Raw genomic sequence first — 22,091 nt, forward strand, 5'->3', positions numbered from 1 at the left:
TCCACTAAATTCTGGTTTTACTTAGAAATGCATTAGGATATTTAAAACATTAACTCCCTTGAAGTTTTGAAGCCATATAAGCAATATACACTCGATTCAATCTTGTCATAAGGCGATTAAACCGATTGAAAGCATTAGTTAATTGCAATGTTTCCATAGCAACTTTGCTTTCATTTATTTCTTCGTGCCTTGATTCATACAGTTTGGCAATATCAATATGCACTTCGACATTCCTTTCTTCTTTCCACCAGGGCTTTTTTGAAATTTGTTTTAAATCCGACAAGATAGCGTTAAACTCATCTTTAAAGGCAGGAAACATTAATATGATTTTTTCCAGCTTTGCGCAATACGAGTCTTTATATCCCTTATCGGTAAACCCATATAGCTTTTTAAAACTTTCATTGAGTTGAACTTTTAGCTTACCTCGAAGAAAACTTTTTTCATAAGGATTTGTCGCTCTTACAAATAATTTTGTCAATACAATGCAGTCACAAAAAGAGAAATTTATAAAAGTACTTATACTGATTGTAGTGTCGGTTATCTCATTAAATGCAGAATTACCAGTCGATGAGACTTCCATCGCAATCTGATACATTCCGTCGATAGATTCGGCGAAATCATTTATAAGTCCATCTGCGAATTTGCAAAATTCATCTCTTTCTTGAGTTGAGAGTATTTTGTTATTGTAATTTAATTCCGGAATCATAGATAAGTCAATGAATACCAGCGATAATATTTCTATTGAAAAAACATATTTTAGATGCAGGGCATTTCCGCCCGTTATCTTTCTAATACTGGAACGAACTGCCGCCGATGAACTCGCGCAGGATCGAAGTGGGCGGGATTTCGTCGGGCGGGATGGGTGTGAAGTTGTCGAGGAACTTGAGCATGCGCCGCGCTTCATCGTATTCGGGAACCGTGTCGGGGACTTCGCGGAGGATTTTTTCGGCGAAGGGACGCAGCACCGAAATCTCGTACAGCAGCGACGAGTTGAGCATCACGTCGGCATTCTCCTGGTAGGGAAAGATGTGCTTCTCCTCGCCGCGGCGCACCGAGGCCCAGCGCGAGAGCGTGGAGAGGGCGTCGGCTCCGCGCTGGCGGTAGTCGCGCGTGAGGCGGCGGAGCAGGCGGTTGTCGGTGGTGGCGATGCGCGAGAGGTTGTCCATTGCCACGGACGTGAAGCACGAGATGTAGATGCGGAACTTCTGCGCGTCGGGGATCGAGGGCGTGAGGCGCGGATTCAGTCCGTGGATGCCTTCGATGATGAGGATCGAGCGTTCGTCGAGCGTCAGCGGCGTGTTGTGCCAGGTGCGGCGGCCCGTGATAAAGTCGTAGCGCGGGATGTCGACGCTCTCGCCCCGGATCAGGCGGCCGAGGTGGTCGTTGAACAGGGCGAGGTCGATGGCTTCGAGCGCTTCGTAGTCGTAGTCGCCGTTGGCGTCCTTCGGGGTCTTTTCGCGGTCGACGAAGTAGTCGTCGAGCGAGATCAGCACGGGATTCAGCCCCAGCACGCCCAACTGGATGCCCAGCCGTTTGGCCGAGGTGGTCTTGCCGCTCGACGAGGGGCCCGAGATCAGCACCATGCGTGTGCCGCGCGTGAGGTTGGCTTCGTAGATGGTGTCGGCCACCCAGGCGAACTTGCGTTCGTGGAATGCCTCGGCGAGCTTGATCAAAGCGCCGCCGTCGCCCGCGAGCACCTTCGAATTGACATCGCCGATGGTGGGGACGCCCATGATCCGGACCCATGACTGGTACTCCTGGAAAATGCCGAACATCTTCTCCTGGTGGACGTTCTTGTGGAGAGCGTCGGGGTCTGTGCGCAGGGGCAGGGCCAGGTAGAAGCCGTTGTAGTAGGGCTCGATGTCGAACAGCGTGACGTAGCCCGTCGAGGGGGCCAGCGAGCCGTAGAAATAACCCACCGTGTCGTCGAGCGTATAGAGTTGGCTGTAAAGCCGCGGGCGGGAGTCCAGCAGGGCGATTTTGTCGGTGAGGCCCTCCTCGGCGTAGCGGGCGCGGACCTCGGTGGTGAGCATGCGCGTCCGCGTGATGGGCAGGTCGCGTACGGCGAGTTCCCGCATGCGGCTGTGGAGTTTCGCGGCGTCGTCGGGGGTGAATTCGTCGATGCCGTCGATCTCGCAGTAGAAGCCGCTCTGGCCCATCGAATGGCGGATGTGGAGCGTCTGCCCGGGGTAGAGGTCCTTGACGGCCTTTTGCAGCAGGAACCATGCGGTGCGCTGGTAGACGCGGATGCCGGCGAACGTGGTGATGTCGACGAACCGGATCGTCACGGGGGCATATATTTTGTAACTCAACTCTTTGATGCGGTTGTTGACGAAGGCCGCGAGGAAAGGATGCAGGCCGGGCGTCAGGCGTTCGGCAACCTCCAGCAGCGGGGTTCCCATCGGGACTTCGAGCTCTCCGCAGAGGTTCTCGCAGACGACTTTTATCAGATCGTTCATCGGGAAATTTTTACAATGTTTGATTCGTAAAGATAGGAATTATTTGTACTTTTGACAAATTATAATCCAAGTTGAAAAATAATGCCGACTAATATGAAAAGAATGTTTCGTGGGCTCCTGATCCTCTTCGCGGCGGTCGCCGTGGCTTGTGCTCCCCGGGAGCGGACGCTCGTGGTGCTGTCGACGAACGACATGCACGCGAAGATTCAGAACTTCCCCCGCCTGGCTGCCGCTGTCGAGGCGTGCCGCGATACGGCGCAGCTGGTGGTGCTGGTCGACGCCGGGGACCGCTGGACCGGAAATGCCTATGTGGATATGGCGCCGACGCCCGGGATGCCGGTGATCGCACTGATGAACCGGCTGGGCTTCGATGTGGCGACGCTCGGGAACCACGAGTTCGACCACGGGCAGGCTTTCCTGGGGCGCATGATCGACAGCATGGATTTCGAGGTGGTGTGTGCCAACGTGGTGAGCGACACCTGCACGTTCCCGCAGTTGCCGCCTTATACGGTGCTGGACGAGGACGGCATCCGTATCGGATTCGTCGGCGTGGTGACTAACTACGAAGGTCCGGGGCATCCCGCGGGCAACGCTTCGAGTTTCGCGGGGCTGGAGTTTCCCGATCCGCAGGCGATGGCGATGAAATATGCAGCCGAACTGCGGCCCGAAGTCGACGTGCTGGTGCTCGTGTCGCATATGGGCGACGACCGTGACGAGGAACTGCTCGGCAAGGAGACGCAGTTCGACCTGGTGATCGGCGGACATACCCACGAGCAGATCAACAAACGGGTGAACGGCACGCTGCTGACGCAGACCGGGAAGAATTTGCAGAACGTGGGTGTGACGGTGGTCAGGCTCCGCGGCAAAAAGATAGAGAGCGTCGATTACCGCCTCGTGCCGCTGGCCGATTATGCGCCCGACGCGTCGTATCAGGCCGAAGTGGACCGCTACTATGCCGAACCGGAACTGAACAAGCCCGTGGGGGCATTCTCCGAGACGATCGACAAGTGGGGCCTCGCCAATTGGATGGCCGGGTCGGTGGCTGACGAGACCGACGCCGATGTCGGGTTTTACCATATCGGCGGGGTGCGCCTCGATTCGATTCCGGCGGGCGGCGTGAGTACGGCGAAGGTTTACGACCTGGAGCCGTTCGGGACGGAGATCGCCCTGATGCGGATGACTCCGGCCGACATGCGGCGGATGATCGTTTCGAAGTACAACGACACGGAGAACCGCAAGGAGGCGCACCGCATCGACCTGATCTCGACGACGCCCTATGTCATCGTGACCGACGCTGAGGACAACGCCCTCGACGTGCGGTTCCCGAAGCTGCGCGAAGGCAAAGTCTACGAGGTGGCCGTGAGCGACTATGTCTACAAGAATTACAACGACCTGAATTACACCGACGGGAAGTTCACCGGCATAACGGTGGCCGGCGTGCTGCTCGAAGAGTTGCACGACGACAGCCCGCTGACCCCGGACAACAGGCCGAGGCAGGAGGTGCGCAGGAAATAGCCGCGATTCCGGCTATTTCCGGAGTCTGCGGCATCGTGCCGCGATCGTCGGTCCGATTCATTCCAAGGCCCCTGCTTCGGCAGGGGCTTTTGCTGTTGGAACAGGACGCCGCAAATAAAACGCTGATATTTTGTATTTTCGCTGAAAAGCGTTACCTTTGTAGCCCTCGCGTACGCGCACGACGTGCCGGTCGTGGGGTATGATATTCAATATTAACCAATTAACGAGCGATTGAATCGCACAAAATTTCCACAATGGAAGAAGTAAAGAATGTAGTCGCAAACGAAAATTTCGACTGGAATGCTTTTGAGAACGACCTGGGTGTTTACGACCAGGACAAAGGCCAGATCACCGAGGCTTACGACAAGACGCTTTCGAACGTCAACGTCGGCGAAGTGGTCGAGGGAACCGTAACGGGTATCAACAAGCGCGAAATTATCGTCAATGTAGGCTATAAGAGCGAGGGTATCATCACCATCTCGGAGTTCCGCTACAATCCCGACCTGAAGGTAGGCGACAAGATCGAAGTCTACGTGGAGTCGGTCGAGGACAAGAACGGCCAGCTGGCCCTCTCGCACAAGAAAGCCCGTCAGCTCAAGAGCTGGGATCGTGTCAACGAGGCGCTGGAGAAAGACGAAATTATCAAGGGTTACATCAAGTGCCGCACGAAGGGCGGTATGATCGTCGACGTATTCGGCATCGAGGCGTTCCTGCCCGGTTCACAGATCGACGTGAAACCCATCCGCGACTACGACGTATACGTAGACAAGACCATGGAGTTCAAGGTTGTCAAGATCAACCAGGAGTTCCGCAACGTGGTCGTTTCGCACAAAGCACTCATCGAGGCTGAACTCGAAGCCCAGAAGCAGGTCATCATGTCCAAGCTGGAGAAGGGTCAGATCCTCGAAGGAACCGTCAAGAACATCACCTCGTACGGCGTATTCGTCGATCTGGGCGGCGTAGACGGTCTGATTCATATCACGGACCTTTCGTGGGGCCGTGTAAACCACCCCGAGGAGATCGTGGCGCTCGATCAGAAGATCAACGTCGTGATCCTCGACTTCGACGAGGCCAAGAAGCGCATCGCGCTGGGTCTGAAGCAGCTTACGGCCCATCCGTGGGAGGCACTCGACCAGAACCTCAAGGTCGGAGACAAAGTCAAGGGCCGTGTGGTCGTTATGGCCGATTACGGTGCATTCGTAGAGATCGCTCCCGGTGTGGAAGGTCTGATCCACGTGTCGGAGATGTCGTGGAGCCAGCACCTGCGTTCGGCTCAGGAGTTCATGAAGGTCGGCGACGAAGTCGAGGCCGTTATCCTGACCCTCGACCGCGAAGAGCGCAAGATGTCGCTCGGCATCAAGCAGCTTACCCCCGATCCCTGGGAGAATATCGAAACCAAGTATCCCGTAGGCACGAAGACCACGGCGAAGGTGCGTAACTTCACGAACTTCGGCGTATTCGTCGAGATCGAGGAGGGCATCGACGGCCTGATCCACATTTCGGACCTGAGCTGGACCAAGAAGGTGAAGCATCCCGGCGAATTCACGTCGGTAGGCGCTGATATCGAGGTCGTGGTTCTGGAGATCGACAAGGAGAACCGCCGCCTGAGCCTGGGTCACAAGCAGTTGGAGGAGAACCCCTGGAACGAGTTCGAGAACCAGTATGCAGTGGACAGCATCCACGAGGGTACGATTACCGAGATGACCGACAAGGGTGCCGTGGTTGCCCTGGGCGAGAACATCGAAGGCTTCTGCCCCGCACGCCAGCTCGCAAAAGAGGACGGCACGACCCCGAAGGTGGGCGACAAGCTCGACTTCAAGGTGCTTGAGTTCTCGAAGGCTACCAAGCGTATCACCCTTTCGCACCTGCGTACGTACGAGGAGGCCAAGCGTGCCGAAGTCGCTGCCGAAAAGGCTGAGAAGCGCGCTGCTGCCGATGCTACGAAGTCGACCGTGAAGAAGATCAACGCTTCGGTCGAGAAGACGACGCTCGGCGACATCGCCGGCCTGGCTGCCCTGAAGAGCGCCATGGAGGCTGCCGAGGCTAAGTCGGCCAAGAAGGCTGCCAAGAAAGAGGACGAGGAGTAATTTCCGTATCCGATAACCGGACGCCCGCGCAGAGACCTGCGCGGGCGTTTTTTTGTGCGGAGCGGTAGGGGCGGCGGCTGTTGGTTCCGGGCGGCGGGGCGGTCCGAAGCGGAGGTGTTCGGGCCGTGCGGTCGGGCCGTCTGACGGAGCGCAGGGGGCGGACTGTGAAGTGTGGGGCCGTTGAGGCTGTTTGCGTTCCGGGCCGGCCAAGAGCGGAACCCTGTTTGGGCGCCGGGCCGAAATGGCGGAGATTTGCACCCGGGAAGAGTCCGTGCACTTGATTTATGGGGCGGAGCGGGCGTTTTTTTGCGGTTTCGTCGTAAAATTTACCGGGGATTCCTTGCTCCGCGGACAATAACCCGGTATATTTGAGGTTAGATAATAAAGCAAACCGAAATCGCATGAAAAAACCGATTTTATACCTGTTAGCCGTGTTGGTCGTCCTTTCGGGCGGTCTGTTGTGGAACGGACGCGCATGTGCTGCCGAGACCCGGGCTGTGCAGCCCCGACACGAAGAACGGCGCGGCGGATATTCGAAAGACAGTTGGACGGTCTTTTACCGGGGCCGGAAGGTGGAAGGGGCCGCGGCCTCCTCATTCACCGATCTGGGCGGCGGTTACGGCAAAGACAGTTGGAAGGTGTTTTACGAGGGGCGGGAGATGAAAGACGCCTCGGCTTCGTCGTTCGAATACGTCGGCCGGGGCTATGCCAAAGATGCGTGGAACTCCTTTTTCCAGGGCCGGAAACAGTCGGGACTGAACAGTCCTTCGCTGGAAGCTCTCGGCGACGGATACTCCAGGGACAGCTGGGCGGTCTATTACCGGGGACGCAAGATCGAAGGGGCTGCGGCCTCCTCGTTTCAGAGTCTCGGCGGCGGTTACGGCAAGGATAGTTGGAAGGTGTTCTACGAAGGCTGCGAGGTGAAAGGAGCTTCGGCAATGTCGTTCGAGAGCCTCGGCAGGGGGTATGGCAAAGATGCCTGGCATACCTACTTGTGCGGGGAGGAACAGCGTGACCGCACGGTGTCGGAGGAGGCCCTGGGCGGCGGATACAGCAAGGACAGTTGGACGGTCTGGTATCGGGACCGGAAGGTGGAGGGCGTTTCCGCTTCGTCGTTCGAAAACCTCGGGGGCGGCTACGGCAAGGACCCGTGGAAAGTGGTTTTCGAGGGGCGTGAGGTGACGGGCGCCGCCTCGTCCTCGTTCGAAAACCTCGGATGGGGATATGGAAAAGACGCATGGACGGTCTTTTACCGGGGCAAGGCGGTTCCGGGGGCTTCTCCGTCCACGTTCCGGATACCGGAGCGGCGATAGCAGACGGGTTTTGTTATACATCGGGCTTTCCCTGCGGGGAAGGCCTTTTTTTCTGCGGCGGAACGGGTTGGGATTCGGGCATTGTTTTTGTTTTTCTGCGGGGTAAACGACGAAACGGATGAACAAACTGAAACCCCACCTGGCCCTGTTGGTGTGCAATATCCTTTGGGCGATGGATTACCCTTTTTACAACATCGTCCTGCCCCGCTACCTGCACCCGATGGCGCTGGTTTCGGCGTCGCTGATCGTTACGGCGCTCTTTTCGCTCGTGCCGCTGCTGTGGCAGAAAGCCGAGAAGGTCGAGCGCGGAGATATTCGCAAACTGATCGGCGCTGCGCTGCTGATCGGCGTGCTGCGCAAGGTTTTCATCATGTTCGGATTGTCGATGACCTCGCCGATCGACGGTTCGATTATCGACACCATCGTGCCGTTGCTGGTGCTGGTGCTCTCGGTGCTGCTGGGGATGGACCGCTTCACGAAACTCAAAATCACAGGCCTTGTGCTCGGCATGGCGGGGGCTGTGGCGGTGGTGCTCGCAGGGGCTTCGTCGAGCCACGCCCATTCGCACCTCTGGGGCAATGTGATGATTTTCCTGTGTGCCTGCGCTACTTCCGTCTATATGGTGTGGTTCAAGCGGCTGATTGCCAAATACCGCATTACGACGGTCCTGCGATGGGTTTACTGTGCGGCGGCCGTCATGGCGCTGCCGTTCGGTATCGGACCGATCGTACACACCGATTTCACGGCCATTGCCCATCACGCCCTGTTCCCGGCGCTTTTCGTGCTGATGGTTCCGACCTATGTTCCGAACCTGATGCTCAATTATGCACTCAAGACCGTGCAACCCACCGTGTCGAGTATTTACACCTATTTGCAGCCCGTGCTGGCGATCGCTATTTCCGTCGCGATGGGACTGGATAAGCTGCATGCCGATACGGTGATTTTTGCGTTGGTGATCTTCGCGGGGGTGGGGTTGGTGCTCCGGTCTTATCTGGTGAAGCCCCGGCAGGTCGATCCGCCTGCGGCGAGTCCGCATTAATTGCGGTCGGCGACTACCGGTTTCCAGTCCCTGGTCGGGGTGGACATACAGGGCTTCGGAGCGTATCGCCATCAACTGAAAAGAGCCTCCCTTTTGGGGAAGCTCTTTTCGTAATAAGTGTATCTTCGCGTTACTCGGCAGCGGAAACCGAGAACTTGATCGTAGCCTTCACGTCCTTGTGCAGGCGGGCCGTAGCTTCGAACTCGCCGACGGTCTTGATAGCCTCGACGCTGATCTGCTTGCGGTCTACGGTGATGCCCTTGGCGGCGAGCGCCTCGGCAAGGTCCGTAGCGGTAACCGTACCGAAGAGTTTACCCTCTTCGGCCTTCACGGCCAGCGACAGCGGCAGGTTGGCGATGGTCTCGGCCAGTGCCTGAGCGTCGGCCAGGATCTTGGCGTCCTTGTGAGCACGCTGCTTCAGGTTCTCGGCGAGAATCTTCTTGGCAGAGGCGGTAGCCGACTTGGCGTAGCCCTGGGGGATCAGGTAGTTGTTGGCGTAGCCGGGCTTCACGTTGACGATGTCGTTGGCGTAGCCCAGGTTTTCGATATCTTTGATCAGAATTACTTCCATGGTCTTGTCCTCCTTTTAATTATTTCATGCAATCGGTTACGAAGGGCAGGATGGCCAGGTGGCGCGCACGCTTCACGGCCTGAGCGACCTTCTTCTGGAACTTCTGCGAAGTACCCGTCAGGCGGCGGGGAAGGATCTTGCCCTGCTCGTTGAGGAACTTCTTGAGGAACTCTCCGTCCTTATAGTCTACGTACTTGATGCCGAGTTTCTTGAAACGGCAGTACTTTTTCTTCTTAACGTCTACCGATACGGGATTCAGGTAACGGATTTCCGACTGTGCTTTGTTGTCCTGTGCCATGGTTTACTCCTCCTGCTTGTTAGAAAGTTTAGCACGACGCTTCTCCGAGTATTCTACGGCGTATTTGTCCTGCTTGAAAGTTAAGAAACGGATCACGCGCTCGTCGCGGCGGTACTGCGTCTCGAGCGTGTTGATGATCGGGCCTTCGCCCGTGAACTCTACCAGGAAGTAGAAACCGGTGGTCTTCTTCTGAATAGGATAAGCGAGCTTGCGAAGGCCCCACGACTCCTTGTTCACGATCTGACCGCCGTTCTCGGTGATAACACCCTGGAATTTGTCAGCAACCTCCTGTACCTGTGCATCGGACAGAACCGGCGTGACAATGAAAACGGTTTCGTAATTGTTCATAATGCTTTTAATTAGTTAATTAAATCCCCAAAGGGACCGCAAAGATACGCATTAAAATTAAAAATGAAAAATTAGGGATCAAAAATTTCTCATTTTCGGCGATTTATCGCGAATGACTACCCGGGAGGCATAACGGCCGGGCGCATGAATCCCGCTTTTTAAACGGACTCCGGGAATCCCTGGGCCTTGAGTTTTATCTCTGCGCCGTCGGGCGTGATGAGGTAGGCGCCGGTGGACTGGGGGGTGATGTGGCCGATAACGTCCACCAGTCCCAGCCGCATGATCTGTTCCTGCATGGCGAGCGGCACGGTGAACAGCAGTTCGTAGTCCTCGCCTCCGTTCAGCGCCGCGACGACCGGGTCGGCGTGCATCTCTTCGGCCAGCGCCGAGGTCTGTTTGGCGATCGGTATGCGTTCGAGGTAGATGCGCGCGCCGCAGGCGGACGATTTGCAGATTTGCATCAGGTCGCTCGCGAGTCCGTCCGTAAGGTCGATCATCGACGTGGGGCGGATTTTTTCCTCGGCCAGCGCCCGGACGATGTCGGTGCGGGGGCGCGGTTTGAGGTATTTTTCAAGCAGGTATTCGTAGCCTTTGAACTGCGGTTCGGGGTTTTTCAGGCCTGCCAGCACGCGTTTCTCGCGTTCCAGCAGGTGCAGGCCCATGTAGGCTGCGCCGAGGTTGCCCGTGATGCAGATGAGGTCGTTCTGCTGCGCGCCGCTGCGGTAGGCGACCGCGTCTTTTTTGGCGTGGCCCAGCGTCGTGACGGTGATGACCAGACCGGTCAGCGAAGCGCGCGTGTCGCCGCCTACGAGGTCGATCTGCTGCTCCTTGCAGGCGAAGGCGATCCCTTCGTAGAGGTCGCGGAGGGCTTCGACGGGCAGTTTCGAGGAGACGCCGAGCGATACGGTGATCTGTGCCGGGAGGGCGTTCATGGCCAGGATGTCGCTTACGCCGGCGGTCACAACCTTGTAGCCCAGGTGTTTGAGCGGGAAATAGGTGAGGTCGAAGTCGACGCCTTCGTAGAACGAATCGGTCGTGCAGAGCACCGCTTCGCCGCGCGCCGGGGCGATCACGGCGGCGTCGTCCCCGACGCCTTTGAGCGTCGAAGCGTTTTTCGGGAAGAACTCGCTGGTCAGCAGGTCAATGAGTCCGAATTGTCCGAGCGAAGCGATCTCGGTGCGTTTTTTCTGATCCATGAATCTAAAATTTTTTACAAAATTAAGGAAATACTCTTGTTTCCCCAAAAAATAACGTAATTTTGCCCGGTCCAATTACAAAAAGGGTTAGTTATGGTAAATATCGTCTTATTCGGCGCTCCGGGTTGCGGCAAAGGCACGCAGGCTCAGCGCTTAAAGGAACACTACGGAATCGATCACGTTTCCACGGGCGAGGTGATCCGCGACGAGATTCGCCGGGGTACGGAACTGGGACAGAGCATGGAGGCCTACATCAAGTCGGGCCGGCTGGCTCCCGACGAGATCGTAATCGGCATGATCGAGCATTATGTCACCGAGCACATGAATGCCGCCGGCTGTATTTTCGACGGTTTCCCCCGCACCACGGTACAGGCGGAGGAGTTCGACAAAATCCTGGCCAAACACGGTCTCCAGGTCGATGTAATGGTCGACATTCACGTTCCCGAGGAGGAACTGATTCGCCGCATCCTGCTGCGCGGCAAGGATTCGGGCCGTGCCGACGACGCTTCGGAAGAGGTGATTCGCGGGCGTCTGGACGTGTATCGTGCGCAGACGGCCATCGTGTCGGATTACTACGCTGCGCAGGGGAAATACGCCTCGGTCAACGGCACAGGGACGATGGACGAGGTTTTCGATCGCATCGCTACGGTGATCGACGGATTGAAATAGGCGGTCGCGGCAGGGGAGAGCCGATTCTCCTTCGGCGGGGCGGACGATCCTGAGGGTCGTTGCCGGTCCGGTTGGCTGTCGTATCTTGCAAGGGCGGAACGTTTGCACCCGATTCCTGCGGCCGGTAAAAAAAGTAAGCGCCGAACCTTCAAGAGGTTCGGCGCTTACTTTTTTTCGGTCAGCGGCTAAAGCGCGTTCACGTGCAGTTGCAGCGAGCTCTTCAGGTTGCCGGCCTTGTTCTTGTGCACGATGTTGTGCTTGGCCAGTTTGTCGAGCATAGCGGTTACCTTCGGAAGAAGTGCTTCGGCGGCGCTCTTCTCGGTAGTCGTGCGCAGAGCCTTCACGGCGTTGCGGGCCGTCTTGTGGAACAGACGGTTGTGAGCACGCTTCGTCAGGGTCTGACGAATTCTCTTTTTCGATGACTTATGGTTTGCCATAATTCGTTAATTTTTATTTTTACTTTTTTCAGTTGCTTGGCTTGAAACGGCCTTGGCCGCCTTCGGATAGACCCGCAGGTCCGCTCCTCGAAAAGTTTTTCACCCGTAGGGGTCGTTGCCGGCGATTTCCGATGTTTCGGGGGCTATGTGTGCCTTCCCGTTGCCGCTGCCTTTCCGGCCCCTTCGTTTGTAGCCCATAGGAGAGTCGAACTCCTCTTTCAAGAATGAAAATCTTGCGTCCTAACCGATAGACGAATGGGCCCTTACCACTATCGCATACCCCGAATGGGGTTACTTTAGCGGTGCAAAGGTAAGCAAAAAAGTGACTTGTGCAAAAAAAAATGAGAAAAAAGAGTCCGAACGAAAAAAATCCTGTCTGCGCCTGCCGGAATTCATTGCTGTATTTCGTTGCGGCCATGCAGATCGGCTGGGCATAAACGGCTGTTTGCCAGCCGTTCGGTAAGGAGTGCGGGATACGGGCGGCCTGTATCGGCTCAGTCGTGCGAGATGCGGATGTGCCGGGTTGCGGCGTCGAACGTGACGTTCGATTCGGAGAAGAGCCGTTCGATCAATCCGCTGCGGGCCATTTCGTCGGCCGGGAGGTGGTGCAGCGCCGGGGTGTCGATCAGTGCCACCGAGTCGCAGAGCGAGAGCGCCACGTCGAGGTCGTGCGTCGAAAAGAGGATGCACTTCTGCTCGTCGTGGGCCAACTGCCGGAGCAGCATCGCCAGGGAGTAGCGGTTGGGGAGGTCGAGAAAGGCGGTGGGTTCGTCGAGCAGGATGACGGGGGTGTCCTGCGCCAGCACGCGGGCGATCATCACCCGCTGGCACTCGCCGTCGGACATGCGGTCCATCGTCTTGCGGGCGAAGCCGGACATCCCGACCAGGCGCAGCGACCGTTCGACGACGGCGCGGTCGGTCTCCTGCATGCGTCCGATCCAGTTGGTATAGGGGGCGCGTCCCAGCGCCACGACATCCTCGCACGCCAGGTTGGCGATGCGGACCTTGTCGGTGGTGACGAATCCCACGGTTGTGGCCCGCTGCAACGGCGTAAGCGCGGCTAACGGGCGGCCGCAGAGTTCCACCTCGCCGGCGGCGGTTTCGCCCAGTCCGGCGACGGCCCGCAGCAGGGTGCTTTTACCAGTGCCGTTACGGCCGATCAGTGCGGTCAGCGAGCCCTGTTCGAAGGAGGCCGTGACGTTTTCGAGCAGCGTGCGGCTGCCGTAGGAGAGTGTGATATGGCGCAGGGTGATGCTCATGCTCAGAAAATATTGCGGTTGCGAACGACGACGAAGATGACGACCGGAATGCCCATCAGGGCCGTGATGGTGTTGATCGGCAGGGCGAGGCTCTTGGCGACGAGGTCGCAGACCAGCAGCAGGGCGGCGCCCGCGAGCATCGATCCCGGCATCAGGATGCGGTGGTCGGCCGAGGCGAAAAGCATGCGTGCGAGGTGCGGCACGGCCAGTCCGATAAAGCCTACCGGACCGCAGAAGGCAGTGACCGTACCGGCGAGCAGGACGGTCGAAAGAAAAATCAGCGTGCGTGTGCGTTGGACGTTGAGGCCCATCGTGCGGGCGTAGTTCTCGCCCAGCAATAAAAGGTTGAGGGGCTTGATGACGGCGACGGCCAGTACGAGGCCTGCCGTGACGACGGGAAGCAGCAGCGCAAGCTGGCTGCCCGTAACGTCGCCGAGCGACCCCATGGTCCAGATGACGAACGATTTGAGCGCGGCTTCGCTCGACAGGTATTGGAGAATTTCGACCACCGAACTGATGCCCGAGCCGAACATCATGCCGAGGATCAGGATGACCATGATGTCCTTGATGCGGCGGCTGACGGCCATGACGACGGCCAGCACGAGGGCCGAGCCCAGCCATGCCGCTCCGGCGACGCCCAGCGACTGGATGAACGAGTGTCCTGCGACGCCCAGCAGGGGTGCACCCAGCAGGAACAGCGCGACGCCGAGTCCGGCGCCCGAACTGACGCCCAATACGTAGGGCCCGGCCAGCGGGTTGCGGAAAAGGGTTTGCATTTCCAGACCGCTGGCGGCAAGAGCCGCGCCGGCGAAGAGTGCGGTGACGGCTTTCAACAGGCGGATTTTAAGGATGATGTCGCTGGTGGCAGGATCGCAGGCGCCGCCCGTGAGAGCCGCCCAGACATCGCCCGGCGGTACGGCGACGGACCCTACGGCGAGGTCGGCGATGAAGAGCGCCGCAGTGAGCAGGCTGAGTGCGGTGAAGAGGATGGCGGTCCTGCGGGTTTTCATTTAGCGGAATCTGAAATTGAACGTCAGTTCATAGCGGACGGCTACGGGTTGGCCGTCGACGGTTCCCGGTATCCACCGGGGCGATTTCTTGAGCAGTTCTACGGTTTTCTTCCGGCAGACCTCGTTGTGGAAGCTGAGGATTTCGATGTCGCGCACCGAGCCCTTCGTGTCGACGGTGAATGCGGCCCGGACACGGCCCGATGCGGCGCGCTGGTATTCGTTCGAGTTCCGGAACCGGAGGTTGCCGAAAAACCAGCCGTAGAAATTGTAGGCGTAGCCGTTCCGGAAGAGCGGGTAAACGAGGTTGCCGCCCATATACCGGCCCTCGGCGTCGATCGGACGGCATTTCAGCGGACGGAAATGGCCGAATTCGATCGGCAGCAGGTAACGGATTTCAACCGGCTTGCCGTCCACCTCCCCCGGCGTCCATGCGGGTGAATCCATGATGATTTCATGAACTTTCCAGAAAATGGATTCCGGACTGTCGTCGGCCTTTTCGCAGTCCGTGATGCGGCCGTCCTTGCCGATGGTGATGACGACGTTGGCCGTTTGGTTGCGCAATTGCGCGTATTCGTCGCTCGATGTGAACGGGAAGCGGCGCCAGACCCAATAGACGAAGCCCTCGAACTCCTGGCCCCGGAATTTGGGGATTCGGACCTTCCGGTCGAGGCGGTTGCCCAGGGTGTCGATGGCGAAGACCTCGAAATTGTGGCGGACCATGGCGATGCCGTCGTTGAAGTTGTAGGCTTTCTGGTACTGGCACGGTATGACTTCCACGCCGTTGCGGTCGATGAATCCGTAAAGCGAGTCGCGCTTGGCGACAGCCCGCCCGTCGGAATAGTAGTGGAACCACGCGTCGGATTCCTTGGGCTGAGCCGCGGCCTGAAGGGCGAAAAGCGAAAGGAGGATTGCGATGACGGCTTTCATGTTATTCGAGGCGTTTGTAATAGTAGGTCGCATCGCTGCCGCCGGAAAGGATTGTCCGCAGGTCGCGCAGCACGAGGTCGGGGCGCACGACGCCCGATTCCCAGAAGTCGGAGCCTCCGGAAGGCGTTTGGCGGCGGTTGTTGTTGTAGACCTTACGGTCGCGTACGACCGGGATATTGGCGAATTTCGGGTTTTGGGCCGTCAGTTCCGCCAGTGTGTTGCAGGGACCGACGTTGAGCCAGAAATCCGCTGCGTTGGCCAGCAGGTAGGCTTCCTCCAGGTCGACCGCCACCGACGCATTCGAATCGTTCTTCGTATAGACGTATTCTCCGCCGGCATCCTCGACGAGGCGGATCATGTAGCTGTGGGTCGGGGGCAGGAACCAGGTATCGCGGTAGGGGGTGTTCAGCATTACCTTCGGACGGGGCGCATCCGGTGCAGGCTGTGCCTTCAGGGCATGGTAGTCGCGAGCGATGCGTTGCAGGGTGTCTGCGCCGGCGGTACGCAGGTCGCAGAGCTCGGCGGCAAGGACCAGCCATTCGGCCTTGCCCAGCGGGGACTCCTCCACATAGTCGCCGATATATATATAAGGAATATTCAGTTCGCGGAGTTTGCCTGTGACGACCGTATTTTCACCCGTCACGCCGTAGAGCAGCAGGATGTCGGGGCGCATGGCGGCAAGCAGTTCGAAATTGAGGTTCGTATCGTAGCCCACGTCGCGGACCTCGCCGCAGAGACGGTGTTCCTGAACGTAGGGATTCGAGATGTAGTCGATGCCCGAAACACCGGAGATGCGTTTCACCTGTCCGATGGCGTCGAACATCGCCACATGGCTCGACGACATGCAGACCACGTGGCGGACGGGGACTTTTACGGCCTGTCCGTCGAAGTTCGCGGGGGCTTTTGCGCCGTCGCGCAGGATCAGCAGGTGTTGCTCTACATTGCTGCCTCCCTGCCATGGATTGTGGACCGTGATGAGCGTCGAGGCGTCCTTGCCGGTTCCGCGGATGTCGAATCCCGATGCATAGAACGGGGTATAGACTTCGGTCGTAAAGTCGCTCAGGGCGTGTCCCGAGGGGCCTCCGCAGGCTATTGCGAGGCACGCGGCAGCGGAGAGTAAAAAATGTGAAAATCGTTTCATTTCCGCAAAAATAGAAAAAAATCCTGCGGAAATGTGTTTGTTTTTGAAAAATATACTATATTTGCAGTCCCAAAGCGAAGGGAAATCCTCCGCGGCAGGAATCGGGGCGTAGCTCAGTCCGGTTAGAGTACACGTCTGGGGGGCGTGTGGTCGCTGGTTCGAATCCAGTCACCCCGACTGATGGAAAATCCTTGATATTCAATCGAATATCGAGGATTTTTCTTTTGTGGTATATGGCCGGAAAAATGACGGTGGTACACAAGTGGTACATAAATGGTCGCTATTCGAAAATTAGATTTGTTCTAATATGGGGTTCAATAGATCAATTGATTTTATAATGTGACCCCAACCTGCGTCAGAATAGAACCTATAACAGCCAATGATTGCATTGGCTAACTTTTCATTATCTACATATTCAATTGTAAAGGTCAATTTCGGTTTACTTGAATCTACATTATCATCTGTTAATTGCAAAGGTTGTGGTGTTCTCAAAAAACTTTGAGCAAAACAATAGAATAACTCAGCCAAACCCCATAGTGAAGCTGTATGAGAGAGTGAGGATTTGTTGTTAAATATGTTGACAGGAAATATAGTAGGAATAAAATTGACTAATTCGTCAAGGGTTAATTGTTGGTTTATAATCTTTTGATAATATTGAGGATTAATTGTTCTGATACATATCAACATAAACGTTAATGAAGGGAATACATAGTGGCGACTACTACAAGAACATAACACTAAACGAGTGTGAACAAATAATTTTTCTATTTGTCGCAACGAATAGTTTTGGGCCTTTATGATTTCGGTAGCGCATCTTAAAAGATTATTTTTATCGCCGCTTAATCCATTTCGATACCTTTCGTCGCTCTCAAGAAATTCTTTGAAATTAAAGTATTCATATAGGTATTTGCAATATGATTCAATGTCGGGTTTCGGCAATAAATATTCAACATCAATAAATCTGCGTAAATACTCTTCCGCATTGATGCGGTCACTGCCATAATGTCCTCGTATAGAATTACTCAACTGTTCTTTATCGATAGATAAGACAAAAACAATCCCTTTTATTGAGAAAAAATGTTTAATCTTTTCCAGAACTTCGACGGCATAGTCCGGGCGACATCTATCTAATTCATCTACGATGAAAATAAGCGGTTTGTTAGGAACAGATTTTTCAATAAAACTGGATAGTTCTTCTTTGAAAGTTACAAGTTTATTCTTTTTATTCTCATATTCAATAACCTCGGTTTTGAATATCTCTGCTCCAGCCTTGAGGGCGTCTTTTGCGGCTTCTGCTAATTCATTACCGCAATAATGTTTCACAATGCCTTTGGTTAATGTTGGAATAGCTTTGATAGCGATTTTACTCCCAATGTCCAATATTGAATTTAATGTCTTGGCTGTTTTGGAAGTCTTTAATTGCTGTAGTTCTCCCAATAACGCAATCATTGGGTCAGAGATAAAGTCATTCTCCCATGCATTGAAATAAATCGATGTTATCTCTTGTTGTTTTAAGTATGCTGCCCACATTTTCATAAACGTGGTTTTCCCAGTTCCCCATTCTCCGTTAATAGACAAGACGAAGCTATCAGAGTAATTTTGGACTATTTGTGTTAATATAATAGCATTAGGCTGACGATTGAGTTTACAATTTTTGAAAGGGTCTTCACGGGGAATTTCAATGTCTGAATGTTTGAATTTCATTTTATTATAGAGTTTATTCTCAAAGATACAAAAAATCATATTACCTTATACAGTCGTTCCAAACAGGCAGATAATGAATTTATCGGGTTCGTGGTTATATGAGCTGTAATCGCGTCGCAGTATCTTCTGTCGGGATTTAACAAAGCGACCTGCCGGGTTGCGGCAGGTCGGGACAACTAAGAATGGTCGGGATGAAGATTCGGAAAGGATGTGGATAACAACTTATAACTATGTGCTTTATCCTCGACCGGAATTATATACGAGAAATTAATTTTATTCCCAATTGCCAATATCATTATCGGCTTCATTTGTCGAGCCGAATTTGATGCCGGGATAACGGTTGAAATTATTTACCTCGTCATCAATTAGGTCGATGATTTCCCGTCTATATTTGATCGTATCGAGGAAGAGTTTGTAAGGGGCGCGAACTTCTATGAAAGGGGCGGTACGATTAGAGGATGTCTTGGTAAATCCGGTTTCCATGATAAACTCGTTGTCGGAATTAGGTATGTAACGGAGTTGCTCGATGTCGCATCTTAATTCGGTTGGATTTGCATGAAGAAATCTCTCCAATTCGTCGAAATCCTCAGCATAACGCTGATATTCGGCTCTGAACGCACGCTGGGCGGTGCGGACATCCTTGATGCGTTCGATGGCCTGTGTTTTGCGTTCTTTTAATTCGTTTTCAAAACGGATAGGTGTTGATATTTGTGGGCTTACTATTATTGCAGTAAATAGAAACAGAATTATCGGCAATAGAGAGATGATTAATCCTGCTATTGCTTTCCCTTTGGGTTGTGAGCGCAGTCCGCCGATGGGAAATATCAGTCCGAGTAGCCATACATTTAGTATTAAGACCATCGATAAATAGGAAAACACCGAGTCTGTCATATGGATTCCGGCGTTTGCAATCGCCTCGGCTACTATTGCATATAGAATAAACAGTATGGTATATCCGATGGAAAGGGCAAAACCTGCTGTACCCATTCGATTGGGAGTTATGTCTCTGGGGGCTGAAAAGTCGGTATTGGTCATAAGTCTCATGTTTTTAGTATCGCAGTGCATCTTGTTGCTCGGTATATCGTTGCAGTTCTTGAGCGTATTGTCGCTGCTGTCTGTTGCTCAAATACATGCAAAAGACAAGAATTAACAGTAATAGCATCGTAACTGTTGAAATTATTATTCCGGCAGTCGTCCGTTTTGTACGGCGATAGGAGGCTCCGATACATGATAAAAGGAGGCTGGTCGGTGCTATGAGGCATAAGGGGATTGAAATAAGGGATAATATGAATCCTAATTTACCGATATTGACTGTTGGCTTTTCCAAACATTGCTCTGTGGGTTGCGGTGTATTGTCCATGTTGTGATTCATAGTTAAAGGTTCTTTATATCAGAAGAAAAATGGGGCTATGATGGCGGCAAGGGTTCCGACCAGTGCAACTAAAATAATCAGGTCGATTATCGAAATGATAAAGCCCGTAATCGCTAAGCCTCGCGGGCTTTTGAATATGCCGATGAAAGACAGCAGGAATCCCAGAAACCAAACCACCCAGCCTACTCCCGGGAGCCATGACAGAATCAGGGCGATAAGAGATAAAACGAATCCGGCGGTTCCTGTCCCGTTAGATTGACGAACGGGAGTTTGAACGATTATCGTCTGGTTATGATCCGACGACGCAGCTCTTGGATTTGAGGTCGGGCAGATTGGATGCCCGCATTTCAGGCATGATGGGGCGTAGCGGGATATTTCCGTCCCGCAGGCCGGGCAATGAATCAATAGCGGTTCTGGTTGTGAGGTTTCAACAGCGGGCATTTCATCCGGCGCCTGCGGAACTTGGGACGGAGCAGTGGGCGAAATAGGTTTTTTACGCAAGTATCGAAACGTGAAAACGAATAAAAGAATGATGATGATTGTAAATACAATGCCGCTCACTCCGCCGAGGTATTCCTGCCATACAGGCGAGTAAAATTCTTCCATAGTTTTATTATTAGATAGTTAAAGGTAGTGTTACATGGCTGTTTTTCTCCAAAGCGAAGTCGGTGTTTCTTCTCCGTTCATGTTTATAGACGTAACTTCTCCGATCTTTTCAATCTGCAAGGCCCTGCTGTTGTGACCGAGATAGATTCCTATACGGTTTGCAATAATAGCATTCCGATTCCGGATGTCGCCTTCGTCCGCATGTGCGATCAGCATACGTTCGTAACAGTCTTGGAAATCTTGCGGAAAATAATTAGTAATTCGGTGCGAGTCAAAGGTGAGTTCGGCGATGTTCTCGTAAATGTACTTGTACAACGCATCGTTACCTAATTCTTTGAGAATCGAGTAGGCTGTAATTTCCTCCATGACGGTAAGTGTTTGCGCCACCCAGCCCCGACTTGGCATGATTACAAAAAGAAAGTGTGGAGCTGCCCGTTTTATTCGAATAGAGGTTCTGGAATACCTTTGCTGAAATAAACTGACACAAGACCCCACACCTGTATAGTATGGGGATTATATCTCGCATACCAATACAAGTGATGAGTGCCGTCGTTTACCCTCAGCAAATTGAATTTTCCAGATTCCTATTCGAGGTTAAATCGAAACACTTTCACCAATATACGCCGCTTGCGCGACAAGACAAAGGTAAAAAATATTTCGCAATTGACGACACCCATCGGGGCCTTGTTGTGCAAATTTCGCCAAACATGCTTTCGGGTACTATCTACGCAGGGATGCAGATATAATAAAAAGAAGCCGGAACCCTTCGACAAGGTTCCGGCTCCGCGTGCGGGACGGTGGGCTACTTGAACGTCACCCCGTGTTTCTTGCAAATCCATAGGAAGGTCTCGATCCCGATTTTTCGGCTTCGCAGACATTTGGCGAACTGCTCGTCGCATTCGGTCGGGTAATACTTCTTGGAGTGCATGCTGACCAGATGAAATAACCGAAGCCCCTCCTCCTTGCCGTATTCGTGCGCCAAGGCGCATCCGATGCAATACCAGTCGTGATAGTCGTTGGTGATATCCTTCTTCTCTTCACGGATTTTCTTGATTAATTTATAGACCTTTTCATCGAGCAGCTCCTTTTCCCGGGCTGTCCGGACTTTGGCCCTTGCCGTTCTTTCTTTCAGCACGCCCCGATAAGGCTTTGCGTGCGGATTGATGTATGGGTAGGCATCGTAACTGGCTCCCCGCAAGCGGCAGACATCGCAACACCCTTGGTCGGCGACGAGCCCCGTTTTCTCGTAGATCTCCCGAACCAGAGCGTCGAACTGTGCCAGGTGCATGTCCGGGTGAGCAATGCGGAAAATCAGGCACAGGCCATTCCCGCTGATCGACATACTTGCACAGAACAAGCTGTCGAAGGTCTTGGCGACGAGTTTCTTCTTCTCGAACCACTCCGGCCCGAATACGCCGTTGTCCTTGTGGTCGATGTCAATACATATGAACCCGCTGTGCTGAACCAGCCCGTCACGGCTCCGAGTATTGAATATCCCGCTGGGAGTGATGCACGGCAGGTTGCGTTTAATCCGTTGGCGGACCTTCTCGTTGGAGGTCGTGCGGAAAGCGATGACCTGCTCCTTGAATCGGGCTGTCTTGAACCACTTTATCAGGTCAACACAGTCGAGGGGTTCTGTCGCGTAATAGTTCTCGAATACGGAGACTTTGATCAGAGGGAGTTTTGAGGGATTCGAACCGACTGTTTGCCTTTCCGTGTGTCCATTGTCATATTCGTTTTCTTTCATGTTAGAATTATCTTTTAGGAGCGACCTATTCATATTGTATATCGTTGAGTATTGGTAAATTGTCATTTTCTTCGTCTTCAGTTTTTGTGAAAAATTCGTTGGATTTTTTATTCTTTTTGATTGCCTTCTCCTTGTACTTTGCTTGCCGTTTCCGTTCGTTGGCATCCAACTGGGGGCGGATTATTATGAAAATTCGCATCTGCTCCCCGTTGAGATCCGTCGGTTCCTCGCCATAGAGGGCGTATCTCATAATCACATCATAGAGATGTAATCTTGCCCTGTTCTTCATCGAGGCCAGCGCTTCGTAAAAAGTACGGTAGAAGATGAACCCTTCACGGGGCGGAACCTCCGGGTCGAATACTGACTTGCTCATTGTTGTTTCAGTTTTCATGG

General features: G+C 54.0%; 22 protein-coding genes and 2 tRNA genes. 6 read left to right on the plus strand and 18 right to left on the minus strand.

Annotated elements, in window-relative coordinates:
• Positions 1 to 49: 49 nt before the first annotated feature.
• Entirely contained in the window at positions 50 to 706 is a 657-nt protein-coding gene (locus KG007_RS13735) for a hypothetical protein (RefSeq protein ID WP_213349704.1), read from the minus strand.
• A gap of 82 nt (positions 707 to 788) precedes the next feature.
• Positions 789 to 2,459 (minus strand): nucleoside kinase, encoded by a 1,671-nt coding sequence (locus KG007_RS13740; RefSeq protein ID WP_213349706.1) that lies wholly within the window; start codon positions 2,457 to 2,459, stop codon positions 789 to 791.
• Between the two features lie 93 nt (positions 2,460 to 2,552).
• Here KG007_RS13740 and KG007_RS13745 point away from each other — a divergent pair, with 93 nt between their 5' ends.
• The 4 genes from KG007_RS13745 to KG007_RS13760 all read left to right on the plus strand — a co-directional run bounded on the left by KG007_RS13745 (position 2,553) and on the right by KG007_RS13760 (position 8,413).
• Entirely contained in the window at positions 2,553 to 3,974 is a 1,422-nt protein-coding gene (locus KG007_RS13745; RefSeq protein ID WP_213349708.1) for a bifunctional metallophosphatase/5'-nucleotidase, read from the plus strand.
• Between the two features lie 254 nt (positions 3,975 to 4,228).
• Positions 4,229 to 6,061 (plus strand): 30S ribosomal protein S1, encoded by a 1,833-nt coding sequence (rpsA, locus tag KG007_RS13750; RefSeq protein WP_213349710.1) that lies wholly within the window; start codon positions 4,229 to 4,231, stop codon positions 6,059 to 6,061.
• A gap of 401 nt (positions 6,062 to 6,462) precedes the next feature.
• A complete protein-coding gene (locus tag KG007_RS13755) occupies positions 6,463 to 7,374 on the plus strand; it encodes a DKNYY domain-containing protein (protein ID WP_249413371.1) in 912 nt (303 codons plus the stop codon).
• A gap of 118 nt (positions 7,375 to 7,492) precedes the next feature.
• On the plus strand, positions 7,493 to 8,413 hold the full coding sequence (locus KG007_RS13760; protein WP_195461882.1) for a DMT family transporter: 921 nt from the start codon (positions 7,493 to 7,495) through the stop codon (positions 8,411 to 8,413).
• A gap of 130 nt (positions 8,414 to 8,543) precedes the next feature.
• On the opposite strand, the gene rplI is transcribed toward KG007_RS13760, so the two are convergent.
• The 4 genes from rplI to thiL all read right to left on the minus strand — a co-directional run bounded on the left by rplI (position 8,544) and on the right by thiL (position 10,826).
• The gene (gene rplI / locus KG007_RS13765; protein WP_195461883.1) at positions 8,544 to 8,984 is read right to left on the minus strand and encodes a 50S ribosomal protein L9; all 441 of its coding nucleotides are present in this window, start codon (positions 8,982 to 8,984) and stop codon (positions 8,544 to 8,546) included.
• Between the two features lie 19 nt (positions 8,985 to 9,003).
• A complete protein-coding gene (rpsR, locus tag KG007_RS13770; protein WP_010265192.1) occupies positions 9,004 to 9,282 on the minus strand; it encodes a 30S ribosomal protein S18 in 279 nt (92 codons plus the stop codon).
• A gap of 3 nt (positions 9,283 to 9,285) precedes the next feature.
• Positions 9,286 to 9,630 (minus strand): 30S ribosomal protein S6, encoded by a 345-nt coding sequence (rpsF, locus tag KG007_RS13775; RefSeq protein WP_195461884.1) that lies wholly within the window; start codon positions 9,628 to 9,630, stop codon positions 9,286 to 9,288.
• A gap of 158 nt (positions 9,631 to 9,788) precedes the next feature.
• Positions 9,789 to 10,826, minus strand: a complete 1,038-nt coding sequence (gene thiL, locus KG007_RS13780; protein ID WP_213349712.1) for a thiamine-phosphate kinase — start codon at positions 10,824 to 10,826, stop codon at positions 9,789 to 9,791.
• Positions 10,827 to 10,919: 93 nt separating this feature from the next.
• Here thiL and KG007_RS13785 point away from each other — a divergent pair, with 93 nt between their 5' ends.
• Entirely contained in the window at positions 10,920 to 11,495 is a 576-nt protein-coding gene (locus KG007_RS13785; protein WP_195461886.1) for an adenylate kinase, read from the plus strand.
• Positions 11,496 to 11,680: 185 nt separating this feature from the next.
• On the opposite strand, the gene rpsT is transcribed toward KG007_RS13785, so the two are convergent.
• From rpsT to KG007_RS13815, 6 genes are all read right to left on the minus strand, one after another.
• The gene (rpsT, locus tag KG007_RS13790; RefSeq protein WP_195461887.1) at positions 11,681 to 11,932 is read right to left on the minus strand and encodes a 30S ribosomal protein S20; all 252 of its coding nucleotides are present in this window, start codon (positions 11,930 to 11,932) and stop codon (positions 11,681 to 11,683) included.
• A 190-nt stretch (positions 11,933 to 12,122) separates the two neighbouring features.
• A tRNA-Glu gene (locus KG007_RS13795) sits at positions 12,123 to 12,194 on the minus strand.
• Positions 12,195 to 12,426: 232 nt separating this feature from the next.
• The gene (locus tag KG007_RS13800) at positions 12,427 to 13,191 is read right to left on the minus strand and encodes an ABC transporter ATP-binding protein (RefSeq protein WP_213349714.1); all 765 of its coding nucleotides are present in this window, start codon (positions 13,189 to 13,191) and stop codon (positions 12,427 to 12,429) included.
• Positions 13,192 to 13,193: 2 nt separating this feature from the next.
• Complete coding sequence (locus tag KG007_RS13805; protein ID WP_213349716.1) at positions 13,194 to 14,201, minus strand: iron ABC transporter permease; 1,008 nt, start codon at positions 14,199 to 14,201, stop codon at positions 13,194 to 13,196.
• Positions 14,202 to 15,128: an energy transducer TonB gene (locus KG007_RS13810; protein WP_213349718.1), complete on the minus strand. Its 927-nt coding sequence runs from the start codon at positions 15,126 to 15,128 to the stop codon at positions 14,202 to 14,204.
• A 1-nt stretch (position 15,129) separates the two neighbouring features.
• Complete coding sequence (locus KG007_RS13815; RefSeq protein ID WP_213349720.1) at positions 15,130 to 16,269, minus strand: ABC transporter substrate-binding protein; 1,140 nt, start codon at positions 16,267 to 16,269, stop codon at positions 15,130 to 15,132.
• 102 nt (positions 16,270 to 16,371) lie between these two features.
• Between KG007_RS13815 and KG007_RS13820 the strand changes: the two genes are divergently transcribed.
• Positions 16,372 to 16,446: transfer RNA gene (locus tag KG007_RS13820), tRNA-Pro, on the plus strand.
• A 114-nt stretch (positions 16,447 to 16,560) separates the two neighbouring features.
• Here KG007_RS13820 and KG007_RS13825 read toward each other — a convergent pair.
• The 6 genes from KG007_RS13825 to KG007_RS13850 all read right to left on the minus strand — a co-directional run bounded on the left by KG007_RS13825 (position 16,561) and on the right by KG007_RS13850 (position 22,089).
• Positions 16,561 to 17,973 carry a KAP family P-loop NTPase fold protein gene (locus tag KG007_RS13825; protein WP_213349722.1) on the minus strand — a complete coding sequence of 471 codons (1,413 nt, stop codon included), beginning with the start codon at positions 17,971 to 17,973 and terminating at the stop codon, positions 16,561 to 16,563.
• A 273-nt stretch (positions 17,974 to 18,246) separates the two neighbouring features.
• Positions 18,247 to 19,008: a hypothetical protein gene (locus KG007_RS14020; RefSeq protein WP_249413372.1), complete on the minus strand. Its 762-nt coding sequence runs from the start codon at positions 19,006 to 19,008 to the stop codon at positions 18,247 to 18,249.
• Positions 19,009 to 19,363: 355 nt separating this feature from the next.
• On the minus strand, positions 19,364 to 19,951 hold the full coding sequence (locus KG007_RS14025) for a hypothetical protein (protein WP_249413373.1): 588 nt from the start codon (positions 19,949 to 19,951) through the stop codon (positions 19,364 to 19,366).
• 30 nt (positions 19,952 to 19,981) lie between these two features.
• The gene (locus KG007_RS13840; protein WP_147619861.1) at positions 19,982 to 20,317 is read right to left on the minus strand and encodes a hypothetical protein; all 336 of its coding nucleotides are present in this window, start codon (positions 20,315 to 20,317) and stop codon (positions 19,982 to 19,984) included.
• A gap of 436 nt (positions 20,318 to 20,753) precedes the next feature.
• Positions 20,754 to 21,698, minus strand: coding sequence for a PriCT-2 domain-containing protein (locus KG007_RS13845; RefSeq protein WP_249413374.1), 945 nt, complete (start codon positions 21,696 to 21,698; stop codon positions 20,754 to 20,756).
• 25 nt (positions 21,699 to 21,723) lie between these two features.
• Positions 21,724 to 22,089: a DUF6291 domain-containing protein gene (locus KG007_RS13850; protein ID WP_213349726.1), complete on the minus strand. Its 366-nt coding sequence runs from the start codon at positions 22,087 to 22,089 to the stop codon at positions 21,724 to 21,726.
• Between the last annotated feature and the right edge of the window lie 2 nt (positions 22,090 to 22,091).

It is taken from the genome of Alistipes montrealensis, from assembly GCF_018362775.1.
GTDB lineage: Bacteria > Bacteroidota > Bacteroidia > Bacteroidales > Rikenellaceae > Alistipes > Alistipes montrealensis.